At 47.7% G+C, this 14,841-nt stretch carries 15 protein-coding genes; 4 read left to right on the top strand and 11 right to left on the bottom strand.

All coding sequences use genetic code 11. The features are described 5' to 3' along the window. Positions 1–141: 141 nt before the first annotated feature. Positions 142–1,425 (top strand): serine--tRNA ligase, encoded by a 1,284-nt coding sequence (serS, locus tag ABN764_RS10300; protein WP_174809957.1) that lies wholly within the window; start codon positions 142–144, stop codon positions 1,423–1,425. 53 nt (positions 1,426–1,478) lie between these two features. On the opposite strand, the gene ABN764_RS10295 is transcribed toward serS, so the two are convergent. From ABN764_RS10295 to ABN764_RS10285, 3 genes are all read right to left on the bottom strand, one after another. Beyond that, complete coding sequence (locus ABN764_RS10295) at positions 1,479–1,997, bottom strand: VanZ family protein (protein WP_021254757.1); 519 nt, start codon at positions 1,995–1,997, stop codon at positions 1,479–1,481. Between the two features lie 13 nt (positions 1,998–2,010). Then, positions 2,011–2,976 carry a copper amine oxidase N-terminal domain-containing protein gene (locus ABN764_RS10290; RefSeq protein ID WP_446671815.1) on the bottom strand — a complete coding sequence of 322 codons (966 nt, stop codon included), beginning with the start codon at positions 2,974–2,976 and terminating at the stop codon, positions 2,011–2,013. A 319-nt stretch (positions 2,977–3,295) separates the two neighbouring features. After that, complete coding sequence (locus ABN764_RS10285) at positions 3,296–3,961, bottom strand: tetratricopeptide repeat protein (protein WP_446671814.1); 666 nt, start codon at positions 3,959–3,961, stop codon at positions 3,296–3,298. Between the two features lie 168 nt (positions 3,962–4,129). Between ABN764_RS10285 and maa the strand changes: the two genes are divergently transcribed. Next, positions 4,130–4,696 (top strand): maltose O-acetyltransferase, encoded by a 567-nt coding sequence (gene maa, locus ABN764_RS10280; protein ID WP_446671813.1) that lies wholly within the window; start codon positions 4,130–4,132, stop codon positions 4,694–4,696. 176 nt (positions 4,697–4,872) lie between these two features. Here maa and ABN764_RS10275 read toward each other — a convergent pair whose 3' ends face one another. Then, positions 4,873–5,832, bottom strand: a complete 960-nt coding sequence (locus ABN764_RS10275) for an MraY family glycosyltransferase (protein WP_021254761.1) — start codon at positions 5,830–5,832, stop codon at positions 4,873–4,875. Between the two features lie 252 nt (positions 5,833–6,084). Here ABN764_RS10275 and ABN764_RS10270 point away from each other — a divergent pair, with 252 nt between their 5' ends. Continuing rightward, complete coding sequence (locus ABN764_RS10270; RefSeq protein ID WP_446671812.1) at positions 6,085–7,005, top strand: aldo/keto reductase; 921 nt, start codon at positions 6,085–6,087, stop codon at positions 7,003–7,005. 264 nt (positions 7,006–7,269) lie between these two features. Beyond that, complete coding sequence (locus tag ABN764_RS10265) at positions 7,270–7,896, top strand: nitroreductase family protein (RefSeq protein ID WP_090509824.1); 627 nt, start codon at positions 7,270–7,272, stop codon at positions 7,894–7,896. A gap of 147 nt (positions 7,897–8,043) precedes the next feature. Here the strand turns inward: ABN764_RS10265 and pstA are convergent, their stop codons facing one another. From pstA to ABN764_RS10230, 7 genes are all read right to left on the bottom strand, one after another. Next, entirely contained in the window at positions 8,044–8,925 is an 882-nt protein-coding gene (pstA, locus tag ABN764_RS10260) for a phosphate ABC transporter permease PstA (protein ID WP_174809707.1), read from the bottom strand. Beyond that, on the bottom strand, positions 8,922–9,875 hold the full coding sequence (pstC, locus tag ABN764_RS10255) for a phosphate ABC transporter permease subunit PstC (protein ID WP_090509827.1): 954 nt from the start codon (positions 9,873–9,875) through the stop codon (positions 8,922–8,924). Before pstC ends, pstA begins: the two co-directional genes overlap by 4 nt. Positions 9,876–9,957: 82 nt before the next feature. Continuing rightward, positions 9,958–10,821, bottom strand: coding sequence for a phosphate ABC transporter substrate-binding protein (locus ABN764_RS10250; protein WP_090509840.1), 864 nt, complete (start codon positions 10,819–10,821; stop codon positions 9,958–9,960). 26 nt (positions 10,822–10,847) lie between these two features. Next, a complete protein-coding gene (locus ABN764_RS10245; RefSeq protein ID WP_446671811.1) occupies positions 10,848–12,290 on the bottom strand; it encodes a stalk domain-containing protein in 1,443 nt (480 codons plus the stop codon). A 287-nt stretch (positions 12,291–12,577) separates the two neighbouring features. After that, positions 12,578–13,291: a class I SAM-dependent methyltransferase gene (locus tag ABN764_RS10240; RefSeq protein ID WP_446671810.1), complete on the bottom strand. Its 714-nt coding sequence runs from the start codon at positions 13,289–13,291 to the stop codon at positions 12,578–12,580. Between the two features lie 26 nt (positions 13,292–13,317). Then, entirely contained in the window at positions 13,318–13,947 is a 630-nt protein-coding gene (locus ABN764_RS10235) for an HXXEE domain-containing protein (RefSeq protein ID WP_174809709.1), read from the bottom strand. 128 nt (positions 13,948–14,075) lie between these two features. Further along, positions 14,076–14,681 (bottom strand): TetR/AcrR family transcriptional regulator, encoded by a 606-nt coding sequence (locus ABN764_RS10230; protein WP_446671809.1) that lies wholly within the window; start codon positions 14,679–14,681, stop codon positions 14,076–14,078. Positions 14,682–14,841 lie beyond the last annotated feature (160 nt).

The raw sequence follows: 14,841 nt of genomic DNA, 5'->3' as shown, positions 1-14,841 counted from the left end.
GGTGTGCTATCTGCTTACTTGCAGCGCTGAAGATCAAGTTGGGTGGCACCGCGAGCTAGCGCTCCTCGTCCCAATCGGATGAGGAGCGCTATTTGTATTTCTATTCGTACAATATCACTCGTGGTAAAGGAGACGGTTCACATGCTAGATATGAAATGGGTTCGCAATCATCCAGAAGAGGTGCAGCTGGCAGCTCGGCAAAAAGGAATAGACTTCAATGTTCAGGAACTGCTTGCATGCGATCAGCTTCGCCGAGAGCTGCTGCAGAACACGGATGCCTTGCGACAGGATCGCAATACCCTGACCTCCCGGATCGCAGCAGCGATGCGCCTAGGAGAACAGCAGAACGAAGTTGACACATGGAAGGCGCAAGTACGCCAATGCAACGACAAGCTCTCACAATTCGAAGCGAAGCTAACCGAGGCCGAGCAACAGTTCAGCCGCCTACAGCTGCTGGTGCCGAACATCACATCTGCAGATACTCCGGTCGGCGCTTCGGATGAAGATAATATAGAAGTGCGGCAGATCGGGGAAATCCCCAGCTTCGAATACCCACTGCTTGATCATGTCGAGCTTGGCGAGCAGCTGGGCCTCATCGATCTTCGCCGCGGGGTTAAGGTGGCAGGCTCTCGCGGCTACTATCTTAAAAATGCTGGACTGCTTCTTCATCGTGCTGTACAGCAGCTCGCACTCGACCTGCTCATGGATCATGGGTTCACTGTAATGGATGTTCCACTCATGGTTCGTCAGGACGCGCTCGTCGGTACCGGATTCTTCCCGCTTGGCGAGGATCAATGCTATGCCCTGCCGGAGGATGGCCTGTGGCTTGTCGGCACATCGGAAGTAAGCCTCGTCTCCTATTGCAGCAACGAAATTGTAGACGTCACCGAGCCGATTCGCATGGCTGGCGTATCTGCCTGCTTCCGGCGCGAGGTAGGCTCCGCGGGCAGAGATGTTCGCGGCCTATACCGCGTCCATCAATTTGCAAAGGTTGAGCAAGTCATCATTGCACCGAATGATGCCGAGATGTCGAATCAGCTGTTGGAGGAAATGGTAGGCTACTCGGAAGCCATCCTGCAAGCGTTGGAGCTTCCTTACCGTGTAATGGCGGTATGTACCGGGGATATGTCGCAGAAGACGCATAAGCAATATGATATCGAGACATGGATGCCGTCGCGTCATCAATTTGGAGAGACGCATTCTGCATCGAACTTGCTAGATTTCCAAGCTCGCCGCTGCAACATTCGCTATCGCGACGAAGCGGGAGATCTCCAATACTGCCATACGCTGAACAATACAGCAGTAGCCAGCCCACGCATTCTTATCCCACTGCTGGAGAATCATCAGCAGGCTGATGGATCCATTCGCATTCCAAAAGCCCTTCAGCCGTATATGCGTGGTATGGAAGTAATCAAGCCGCAATAAATTACAAGAAGGCCGCTGGAGATCATGCCTCCAGCGGCCTTGCTTCCTTAGCTTTATGGAAAATGCAGCCCTCTTCCCTTCCCCTTGCGGCGGCTGAACAAGCCTGCGATGAGGAACAACAGCACGACGAGCACAACCCCAATCGAGTCTACCGCGACGTCAATCGCATGTCCGGTTCGATTCGGGACGAAGCTCTGATGCCACTCATCGGATGCTGCATATGCTATAGAAATGACGGCGCCAATAACAATGGCCATCCAACGTTCCCATCTCATAGCGAGCAATGTTCGAATGACAAGAAAAGCTAATATCGCGTATTCCGTTACATGTGCTCCCTTACGAATGAAAAACTCCACAAAATCATAAGGCTGCTTCCAAGTCACCAAGCCTCCATCATACGTAAACTCAATATGCGGCAGCCACTGCTCCAGTATTGGCAGCGGCAGCCAGGCCGCGAGAGTCGGCCGTAGATCTTGGTCTGCATACGTCTGGGAAGACTTATAGAAAATAAAAGCCATCCATGCTGCTGTGGCAACCAGCCACCATACCATTTTCTTATTCCGTACCTTCATGTGTACTCCTTCCTTACATGTGCTCCTCCAGAAGAGGTCGCACATCCGTCCGCTTCTCTCCTCGAATAGACATTACTGCGTCGGCATTTGATCGCAGCTTCATCTTCACCTCGAACTTGCCAAGCTCCGTCGAACGGCCTTGCGCGTCTATTTTACCATATGTAACGAAATCCTCTACGGGGAAGGAATGACGGAAGTATACCAACGCTGAGCCGAAGTCTGGCTTGCTTCCGATTTCTTCAATAACCTTGTCTGCAGTCGAACCCGTTCTCCCCTGCCATATGACCTCGGCCAATCCGTCCTCTGAAATCGCAATGATGCTTGTAACATCCTTAATATGATAGCGGTAGCGAAGCGCCTCCCCTTCTGGGAACACAATGTTCGCCTCGAAACCTTCTGACCGCGGCTTGATCTCCCGGTTCGGATAGACAAGCGGCAGACGCAGCGCTTCCTGTCGGGCTGTTTCCAGGTCTCCCGCCCGTATCAACTCGTCACGCTTCACCCGCTCCGGTGTGCGAATGATGGCGGCCCTCTTCTTCACATCCCATTTGACCTTGCCACCGAGCGCTTCACTAATGAATCGCAGCGGCACATAAGTATGGCCCTCTATTATTCGAACAGGGGCATCAAGCGCCACCTTTTTCCCATTTACCCAAGCGATAGGCTGTTCCGCAACCAGCTTAATCGTACGTGATTTATCGGCAGAGTATACCCATACCGTTTTGGCAGCTGAATCCCATTTGTAGGTGATATCCTGCATGCCTTTATTGCCATCCTGAATGAAATAGCTATAATCATCAAATGCAAACAGCGGAACGACGATATGCTGCTGATCCCATCGCCACTCCGTTATATCGTATCCATTGAAGTACACCTTCGTCTGCTGCTTAGCGGATGGTGCTGCTTGTTCGGCCTGTGCCTGCATTGAGGAACCGAACCATACCAACATGCTTATCATGATGAGCAGCCACTTTCTCATATTCGTTCCGCTCCTTTCACAATCTTTACTTTCCTTAGGGATTCTACTTCTTTAGACATATCCCTGCTAGAAAAAGTTTCAAATTTCGACGAAAAACGAGGATAATGAGGCTCCAATCAGCAACATTTAATGTCTTGCAAGGAAACATGCAAATGAACAATCACTGTTCAATTTCTTCTGATGACCTAGCAATGATAGTATGCTTATGTCCTTCGAACGAAATCTGCATCGCACATCGCCAAAAAAGCTCTGTCATTCGACAGAGCTAGTTCAAACATAATTTGTTATTCATACCACTTTCATTCATGTGCCATGTTTGCTATTTCTTCATTGCACATCGCAGCATCCATTTGCGTTCCTTGCGCTTCATATATCGAGGCAGTCCCCGGTAAATATGGGTGCCCTCTTCCCATGCCTTCTTCGCATCTTCCTTCTGTCCCATCTGCTCATACAACACACCAAGCCGATAGTAAGCTTCACAAGAGGAAGCGTGAATATCTTGAAAAGACTGCAAGTAAGCTACAGCCTTCGCCTTATCCGCATTGGAATATATCGCAGCAAGCCGCAAATAGGGCTGCCCGTATTTGACTCGGGGATTCAATTCTAATGCGCGAACAATAGCCGCTTCTCCCAATTCGTTGTCCCCTGTACGTATATAGCAAGTTCCTAGATCATCCCAATACTCTGCTGATTGCTCCATTCGCTCCTGCAATGGTTCGAGATATTCGCGCGCTTCACGATAGCGTTTGCGTTCCATCAGCAGCCTTGCTAGTTCATGCTTGGTTGATACATCGTGGGGATTCGCCACCAGCTGCTGCCGAAGCTTCGAAGTCCGACTCCATCTCTTAAGCGGTTGGAAGATACTCGGGGATAATCCAATGAACTGCCGATCAACAAAGTATACAATCATTAGCAATACGATGATCGCAAGAAATGGATTGCCAAGCAGCCAAGTAAGCATTCCGAAGGCTAGTAATTTACTCAACGTTGTTTCACACCCTCTACTAAGGATGCAACTATCATACCATATTTTGGTGCACCAAAAATAGAATAGATTCTCTTCCTTGCAAATGATGCTGTCACCATCGATAATAACGGTATTACACAACCCCCCCCCTGCTTATTACAGGGATATGGAGAGGAGCAACACACGATGACCATACGTACAGAGAAAGAAAAAATGATAGCAGGCGACATGTATATGGCCGCAGATGAAGAGCTAGTTAGAGATCGTGAACAAGCGAGACGCCTAACCCGCATGTTCAACCAAACGATCGAAACAGACTATAGCGAACGAACAGAAATACTTCAAAAGTTATTCGGTGCCGTTGGTGAAGGCGCATACATTGAACCTACCTTCCGCTGCGATTATGGCTATAACATTTATCTTGGCAAAGGATTCTATGCGAACTTCGACTGTGTAATGCTGGATGTATGCGAGATTCACATTGGGGACAGCTGCTTCCTCGCACCAGGCGTTCATATCTATACAGCGACTCACCCATTGGATCCCATGGAGCGAATCTCCGGCGTTGAATTCGGCAAGCCAGTTACAATTGGAGATCGCGTATGGATTGGCGGTCGCGCGATCATTAATCCAGGCGTCAATATCGGCAATAATGTTGTTGTGGCATCCGGTGCAGTGGTTACGAAGGATGTACCGGACAACGTTGTCGTTGCTGGCAACCCTGCACGAATTATTAAGCATATTGAAGTCTAGCACGATGATAGAACAGGTCCCGAGCCAGTAAAGGTCGAGGCCTTCATTGCTTTGTAATGGGACATACGGACGCTCCGATAAAAGATATATCCACCTTACCAGCAACCCATTTGCTAAAATCGCAAAAAGAGCCTCTCCTGAACGGAAAGGCTCTCTGTCATCATGTATGAATTATCTTATACCTGAAGCAATGTCAAAATAATGGACGTTAATCCGAAGCACAGATTAACTAAGCACAACACGGCCACAACCTGCTTCTGATTCAGACCGCCTGCCAGCAGCCGGTAATGAGCTTGTGTAGCATCGGCTTTGTAAACAGGCTGGCCATTCAGCATCCGACGAATGACAACGAATACGTTATCAAGAATCGGAACACCTAAAGCCAAAATCGGAATGAACAAGGACAATACGGTCGCCTGCTTGAAGGCACCATCCAAGGCAATTACGCCGAGAATAAAACCTAAGAACGTCGCACCTGCATCCCCCATAAACACCTTCGCCGGCGGCTTGTTAAATCGCAAATAGCCAATAGATGCTCCCACGAGAATAATGGCCATCATCGCAGATACATTCTGTCCTTGCGCAAGTGCTACTGCGAACAAAGTTCCACCTGATATCGCCGTTAATCCACCTGCCAGACCATCCATTCCATCCGAGAAGTTAATCACGGTTGTCACACCGAAGATCCACATAACGGTCAAAATGCACTGCAACCATGCTGGCAAGTTTACAAATTCATGCGTGAATGGGTTCGTAAAGCCTTCGAAGGTAATTCCTGATAGATACACGATAACTGCTGCGCATATTTGTACGAGCAGCTTCGGCAGTGCTGGAAATTCCTTGCCATGCGTCTTGTACCAGTCATCAACGGTGCCGATTGCCAGAATCAACAGCCCTCCGCTAATAATCGCGATGGACTCGATCGCAGAATTTCGGACAAAAATAACATAGGATACAATAAATGCGATAAATATGGCAATGCTCGCCGTAAGCGGGATCGGCTCCCGATGAATTTTCCGTTCATTGTCCGGCATAGGCTTGTCCACAAAATCAATGCGGAATGCAAGCTTGCGCAGTGGAGGTATCAAAAACATCACGATACATGAAGAGATCAGAAAAGCTAATAAATAATACATACCTTCCTCCTGTAATCATGCGTTAATCAGATATAATCAGTTATCTTACTGAAACATACTTTGCAACTATAACTCATATTATCACGAATAATAGCGGATATTGAAATTAAATTTTTTTTATCTAGGTCCTGTCACACCGAAAACTCCCGTTTATAGGCTTGGCACAACTTCCTGTGCTATCATTACGGTAAGCAGCATACACATCAACCCTAAAGTCAATAGGTGAACAATATAGAAAGGTGTGAGTCTTCTATGCAATATCGCAAACTGGGCAAGACAGGAATGAAGGTGTCGGTGATCGGCGTAGGTACTTGGCAATTCGGCGGGGAATGGGGACATGATTATACCCAATCAGAAGTTGATCGTATCCTACATAAAGCAAAAGATCTTGGCATTAACTTCATCGACACGGCTGAATGCTATGGAGACCACTTGTCTGAATCATTCATTGGGGATTACTTAAGTCGGGACAACCGCGAGGATTGGGTCGTGGCAACGAAGTTCGGACATCATTTCCATTCCCACTTGAATCGGACGAATCAATATGGCGCGCCAGAAGTGTTGAAGCAGCTTGATGATTCCTTGCGTGCACTCAAGACCGAGTACATCGATTTATACCAATTCCATTCGGGCGATGACGAGGCATTCAACAATGACGCGCTCTGGACCATGCTGGACAAGCAGAAGGAAGCGGGTAAAATTCGCCATATCGGTCTATCCTTAAACAAAAGCAACAGTATGCATCAGACTACCAATGCAGCCGATATAGGCGCAAGCGTCATTCAAGTCGTCTATAACCGACTTGATCGAGGTCCCGAGCAGGATGTGTTCCCTTCCTGTACTCAGCAGAACCTGGGCGTTCTTGCACGTGTCCCACTCGCTAGCGGCTTGTTAAGCGGCAAATACAAGCCAGGAACATCCTTCGCCGACAACGATGTGCGTCATCGCCATGAGCAGCAGTTCATAGATGATCGTCTGCAGCAAGCCGAGCACATTCGCCAGACCGAGGTACCCGAAGGAGTAAACTTGGCTGAATGGGCGCTCGCCTGGTGTTTGCGTCATGACGCGGTTACAAGCGTCATTCCGGGCTGCAAGAACGAAGCCCAAGTCGAGGCCAATGCGAGAGCTGCACGACTCGTATCTGCGGATCATCCTCAGCTCTGGCAGAACTAATTTCATTTTGCCAATATCCTGTATCATCCGCATTTGCGAATTAGTACAGCTTCAGTAGACGAGAGGCATGCATGCCTCTCGTTTTTTTCGCATTAAAATGTGCCTCTATTCGCTTTTTACAGCTTGCCGATGTTCAGGCAGTTCAACAAAACGTGTGATATTTTTAATATTTTTTCGTAAATTACTTACTTTATTATAGTTAATATGATATGATCTTTTTACTACTAATTTAACGGATGATAAATGAACCAGGAGATGATACATATGCACGATGTAGAAACGATCGTTAAACAAAGACGTTCCGCGAACAAGTTCTTGAAGGATGTCGAAATCTCGGAACAGGAACTTACCGAAATGTTCTCGCTCACGAAGTTCGCTCCATCCGCCTTCAATCTGCAGCATACACATTATGTGGCAGTTACGGATAAAGACAAAATGAATATGCTGTACGAGGCTGCATTCAAACAATATAAAGTGTTGACCGCATCGGCTGTCATAGTTGTACTCGGTGATATGGATGCCTATAAGCATGTTGCCGCCATGAATGAGGGGCTGCTCAATCTTGGTGTCATCAGCCAACAGGAATACGATCAAATCGTAAGCAGTACGACGGATTTCTATCTTAATCGCGGGGAATCCTTCCGTCATGAAGATGCCGTACGCAATGCCAGCCTCTCTGCCATGCAGTTCATGCTGATTGCCAAGGATAAGGGGTGGGACACTTGCCCGATGATTGGCTATGATCCGGATAAGGTTCGCAGTGCGCTCAACGTCCCTGATCATCTCGTACCCGTTATGATGATCACCATTGGCAAGGAGGATACGTCCAGCCAGCGTCCACGCGGATATCGCAAGCCTGTTCACGAATTCGTTACGTTCCAATCTTTCTAAGCTTCTTAATCCATAATGAAGAAAGCTTCCCGAAACAAGCCGTCTCGGGAAGCTTTTTTAGGTTTGCGCTTGTTGTGGACGACCAGCACGATAACAATCCCATGCAGGAGAGCCTATTGGCTCTTCCACATGGGATGATGAATGGACTTACTTTTTCAATTTGCGATTATTGAACCAGAGTGGAATGCGGAACACGAGATTGATGAATAAGACGACGAAGACGAGCACCGCTGCTGCCTTATCGGCAATCTGACTAGCATCCTCAACAATTGCCTCGGATTGTACATACCAGAGATGAACGGCAAGTGTTTCGCCCGGGGAGAACAGATTAAAGTCCCACATCTCTCCGGAAGTACTCAAGCCCGCAGTAAGAATAATAACCGCTGATTCACCGAATGCACGGCCTGCTACCAAGCATATGCCCGTAATAATCGCTTGAAGTGCTACAGGAAGAACTACTGTACGAATCGTCTGAAACTTCGTTGTGCCAAGTGCATAGGCTGCATTGCGCAGATCAACCGGCACATCGCGGATCGCTTCTTCCGTAACACGGCACAGCATAGGCAGGTTAAGGAATGCCAAGCTTACTGCCCCGCCTAGTATCGTGAGTCCAACCTGGAAGTACTCTGCAAAGATAGCAAGTCCGAGCAAGCCGAACACGATCGAAGGAACGGATGATAAGGATTCCACGCACATGCGAAGTCCTTCTGTAAAGCGATTTGCAGGCGCATATTCCGCCATATAGATACCCGCCCCAACTCCAATTGGTACGGAGATTAGCAAGGACAAGATCAAGATGTAGAACGAGTTGAACAATACAGTGCCGATACCGCCCCCCGCATCCATCTCTTCCGGAACCTTCATTAAGAATTCCAAGGTGATGCCTGGCAGCCCCTTGCTCAATATGGTGTACAGCAGCCAGAAGATCAGCATCAGCACCGCTATTCCTAACGCATAGAACAGCCCTGTAGCCACTTGATTGTACAGCTTTGCGCGATTGTTTTGGCCGCTTGCTGTGAACGAACTCATGCGCGAGCGCCCCCTCTCTTGCTAATGAAACGAATAACGACAATCAGCAGGAAGGAGATGAGCAGAAGCAGGAATGCCATCATATGAAGCGCGTAGTTCCATGTTGAATCGAACTCCACGTTCGAGATTTGCATGACGATGTTGCTCGTAAGAACCGCAGTTGGCGTGAACAACGAATCGGCAAGCTGTGCCGTATTCCCGATAACCATAACAACGGCCATCGTTTCTCCAATTGCACGGGTCATACCCAGAATAATTGCTGCAACAATCCCCCGCTTCGCAGCCGGGAGTACAACTCTCATAATGACCTGCAAGCGGGTGGAGCCTAGCGCATAAGCCGCTTCCCGATATTTCTTCGGTACGGCTGCAATGGCTTCGTCACTGACCCGACATATTGTCGGCAATATCATAAGGGATAGAACGAGCGCGGCCGCCAGCAAACCGTCTCCCAAGTTCTCCCCTGTCCATTCACGAATAAGTGGTATTAAAACTGTCAATCCAAGATAACCATATACAATGGAAGGAATCCCAACCAGCAAGTCGAGAACTGGTCGTACGAACCTTTTGAACCACATTGGAGAGATCTCCACAAGCAGAACGGCCATGCCAACAGAAATCGGAACGGCAATCAGCAGGGTAAGCCCTGTTAACAGCAATGTATTGATAATAAATGCACCGGCCCCGAATTTCCCATCTTCCGGCGTCCAATCAAGTGATAAAAAGAAGTCTGATAGAGAAATGTCACGGAAGGTCAATATTCCCGTCTTCCCAATAAAGAAGATGACCAGACCGAGTACCACGCATAAGGCTAGAATGCACATCAGAAATAAGTATTGGAACAGGCGGTTCGTAAACCGTACGCGAGCATATCGGTCGAACTTGCCTTTCTTCGTTGTCGAAAGGATGTTGGCTCCGCTAAGCGGTGCTAATTCTTGAACAGGCGTGCTCATTCTCGTTCCCCCATAGAACAACCAGCCCCCGACTTCCTGAGGGCTGGCCGTGAATGAAATCTCTTACAGCGAATCGTTCAACTTACTTCATTGCGGAAATTGGAATGAATTTCAATTTTTTCAACGAACCTTGTTGGAACTTCGCGCTTTGAATGTACTCAATGAATGCTTTTGTAGCGCCAGTTGGTTGACCTTTTGTCATGTAGTAGCCATATGCCCATACAGGGTACTTGCCATTGATTACGTTGTCTGAGGAAGCTTCTACGCCGTTGAATTTAACAGCTTTCACATCGCTGTTCACGTATACAAGGTCGATGTAGCCGATTGCGTTAGGCGTTGTTGCAACAGCTGTCTTCATGTCGCCGCTGGAACCAACTTCTTTGTAGTTGTCCTTCTTCTTCGTAATGTCGCCGCCATCCAATGCTTTCAATTGGTAGTTAACGCGCGTACCGGAACCGAAGGAACGAGTGATAACTACGATATCCGCGTTGTCGCCGCCAACATCTTTCCAGTTCGTAATTTTGCCGGAGTAGATGCCTTTCAACTGTTCAGTTGTCAGGTTGTCTACCTTTACGTTTTTGTTCACGATTGTCGCGAATGGAATTACCGCTACTTTGTGAGCCACTTGACCTTCGAATGCTTTGAAGCCTGGAACGTCCATGCTTGCATCCCAGTCGCATGCGCCGATTTCAGCGATGCCTTTCTTAACAGCTTGTGGACCAGTGATGGAGCCTTTACCGGAAGCTGCAACTTTCACTTTTGGATGCAGCTTCTGGAACTCCTTCGCTGCTTGCAATGTCATTGGCAGCAATGCCGTTGAACCATTAATTGTTACTTTGCCTTTCAATTCGTCCTTAGCCAGAGCTGTAGACGCTCCTCCAAAAGCTGAAGATACAAGGAATAAAGACGCGAGAATTGCCAAAGATGCGATTTTTAATTTTCTCATTGTTAATGCTCTCCCTTCGGAACTGTTTATTTCGTTAACGTAACCGCTTGATTATTAGCTACCAATTTCACTTGTCCATCCTCGATAACCGCAACTTGAGAACCGTCTGCGGAAGGGAATACTTCAGTAATCGCACCTTCAGTTGTGTACAGCTTCGACTTGGAGCCATCTGCCTTCACCACATAGATGCTCGACTTGCCGTCTTTCTCTGTTGCAGCGATAATCAATTGGCCCTTCGCAGAAATAACAGCAACGGATACATCTACATCAGCTACGAGATCCGATACCTTCTTCTCCTTCGCTTGAACAACCTTCAGTACGCTGTTCTCAACCTTACCCTCTGTATCACCACTCACATAGACAGCTCTTCCGTCTGGCAGCAGGTTCGGATACAGCTTGTTGTCCGACGTAGTTGTCAGCTGAACCGGCTTCGCATCCTTCGCAGTCAGCTCCAGTGTGAACAACTGGGAGCCTGCTCCGGAGAAGTCGATGGATAAGGAGTCTTCTGTGCTATCCTTGTCATTTTTCGCTACGCCTGTAATGTTAACTGCGTACAGAACCGTCTTGTCATCTGCCGACAGGCGGATGTCCGACTTGTTTTCTACTTTATCAGCCAGCACGCTTGTAATCTTACCGCTGTCTACGTTCACGTATGCGATTTTCTCTTGCTTGTCCCCTTGTACGAAGTACACTTTTTTACCGTCTGCGGACCATGTTAGATCGGTCTTTACGGAAGTATCTTTACCAATTGCCTGTGCAGTTCCAAGGCTCAGATCCATCAAGTACAATTGACTGGACTCATCCGTAAATACGCCCCACTTCAGGTCAGGCGATACTGCTGTGTTTGCTGCGTTCTCATTAGAAGTCAATGCATCGTATATCCGGTATGTAGAATTCCATTTATACAATTGAACCGTTCCATCAGATTCGCGAGCCGCTATCACTTCACCGTTGCTGTTTACGCGCGGGGAGCTGAAGTCGCCCTCGAGAGGCTTCACACTAACAACTTCCAGCTTGCTGCCGGAACCAGATACTTCTCCGCCAAGTGCTTCAACAAGTGCGTTGAGCTCCGCGTAGATCACACCTTTTTGCTCTAGCGGTACAACTGAGAAGTTCTTCGTAGCGCCGTCTACTTCATAAGCGCCCGAGTTCACTCGAACCGTAATCGTCTGCGCTGGGTTGCCCCCAACGAGTGTAATTCCGCTCTTGCTTTCTTGGATATCTGCGCCAAAAATATTGGCGATGTCGCGAACGGAGTACAATACCGTTCCTTTGACATTCAGTGTGCGAATATTGCTACTAACACCATCAACCCCGATTGACAGATTGGATGCTTTTGCTGCTTCCTTCGTCACTGCTGCGATGCTTACTTGCCCTTTGTTTGCTTCCGCTGCGCTGACAGCACTAGTAGAAATGATCGTAGATAGTGCGAGCGACGTTGCGATGATCGTTAACATGTTACGATTCATGTCTTCACCCTTTTCTCATGGCAATAGGTATTGCAATAGGCTTCTGGAAGTATTTTCACATACGAATGTTAACGGGAATCGTGAGTAATATTTTGGAATTGTAAATTTTCAGATTTACGCAAACAAAAAAAAGCAGCCCTGATTACCCAAGGCCGCCTGCTCCGAATTCTCGCGTTTTTCGTTCACTCTACATACATTGCCTGCAGTTCGCTTACTCTGCCAGATTTACACCTAATCCCTTATTCATTAATCCATTGATAGAACCATATCTCGAGTTCATCGTGTCGCTACTTCTTCTTGATGTACAGCATTGTATTGCCGCCGCGCATGAATTCATAAGAAACCGTACGTTCCTGTACCTCACAGCCAAGATGCTTGGCCTGCTCGATCACGATGTCTACTTGAGGTGGCCGCTTCCCTGCCAAATCAATCAACGGGAAAATTCGTACTTCCTCCTTCGCTACACGAAGCAGCTCAACGAGCGTATTGCGGTGAAACGCTTCATCCAGCCGATCTCCGTACATGAAGAGGAAATGTGCGGAGAGAACCACATCAAACTCTCCGTCCTCGAAAGGGAGAGACGGAAGAGTCGCATGAACATACCGATGCGGTTCTTCTCGTCGATGTACTGAGCAGTCCCGCAATGCTTGCAAACGATGGGCTCGCAAGCCGTCGATATCACCGAAGAACCCCCACTCGTATTGTTCCGCAGCATGCGCCATCTGCTCCATCGCATGCGCTACATCCTGTATTCCCTTCCGCTGCAAATCATCAGCAGCATATTCATATGCGATGTCGCATGCCATAACATCAATCCCCTGACGAACTGCCGCTGCGGTGAAGGAACAAGCCCCTGATGGGCAGTCTAATATGCGCTTCCCTTGCAGATCTTCGATGTTCAAATCGAACATGCTGATATATTCATCGTAGGTTCGCCCGATAAATACGATACGCTCCAAATCAAGCTTCATAGCTCTGTCACTCTGTTCAATCCCTGGCATCTTCATCTCTCCCACCTTTTATTCATTTACATCTGCTTAGAATAGGGGCCTAATTGTTTGCCCGTAAAGCGATATGGGGAGTTCGGATTCTTGAGCCACATATTCCCCTTAACGATCAAGACATATACGGCAGCAAGGAAGTAAACCGTCCCAATGATCCAATCAGATGTATGGACAATTCCTGTCGTTGTAATATGAAAAACATACCAGCACCCGACAGGGATATGCAAGACTAACACAGAGAAGAGTCCGGGATTGTAGAGAGATCCTGCCTTACTATTTGCGAAAATACCATGCCAGATTAATTGAAAGAACCCCATGAACATGGGAGCGAGACCAAGCCATAACACTTCAGGGAACAAGACGGGCAGCAAATAAAACCCATAGGCAATAATCAGGTTAATAATCATAGCCGAATGCGGGTTCAGCGGATAATTGTGAGGATGCTTGCTCTTGAATAGAACTGCATTGAACAAGCCCCCGAAGTATCCGGGCCACCGATATTCTTCGAATTGGTGAACCAGAATTGCCACGAAGCTCAACCACAGCATCACCGTGATGTCAGGAATCGCAGTTCCTCTTACCAACAAATAGATACACACCATGACAGCAACAACCATTCCAAGATCCTGCCAATACTTTCTGAGAACATCCATCTCGATTGCCTCCTATTCGCAGGGACACAGCCTCTGCATGTGTAATGGACTTCATCATCATTGCAAGGTTGCTAGGTTCAAGAACGAGTTACTTCAGGAATGGCATCATTCGAGCAAATGCAAAAAATTCATGATTGTAATCTTGAATCTCGATGGAAATAGCGTGCAAACAACAAGTCAATCTGTGCTTCGACAGACGCAACTGCCACTCCCGTACCCGATTCAAGCAGAGGCTTCATTAAAACAGGGAGAAACACGGCACCGAATAGCTGCATCATCATCATTGTTAATCCTTCATGATTGTCCTCGCGCGTAATCTCTTGAATTGTACGCTGAACTTTGTCAAAGCCGACAGCTTGCAGAAATTGTCCATACTCTTGCTGAGAGGCAAACATGGCAGAGCCAGCAGTTATTGTACGTGAGATAATCGCTGGATATTGTTGAATGACCTGTACATATTGAATCAGGAACAAACGCAGTCGTTGCAGAGGATCTATGCTGCGATCATCAAGAACGTTGAACGAGCTGCGGAATCCCGATAACAATATTTTAATCGCCTCATTGATCAGAGCATCCTTCGATCCGAAGTAGTAGTTGATTAGTGCGATGTTCGTGTTGGAGCGCGACGCAACTTTGCGAATCGTAATCTGCTCAAATTCTTCCTCCTTGATCATATCCAGGGTCGCATTCAAGATCTTCTCCTTCGTCTCTAGCGACTTATCAGGTTGCTTCATTCCTAATCCCTCCCGCACATAATTTAAACAATGATTTAAACAGTGTTTTAATTATTGTTTAACCATATACTACCACTCCTGTTTTATCCAATCAACCCTAATTCGATCCATTTTCACAGTCGCGTCTTCAGATGTGTGTCCCCGTTGCATATCTACGTTT

The organism is Paenibacillus wuxiensis (assembly GCF_040195695.1).
Lineage (GTDB): Bacteria > Bacillota > Bacilli > Paenibacillales > Paenibacillaceae > Paenibacillus_B > Paenibacillus_B suaedae.
The sequence above is the reverse complement of the archived record's forward strand: the minus strand, read 5'-3'. Positions and strand labels throughout refer to the sequence as shown.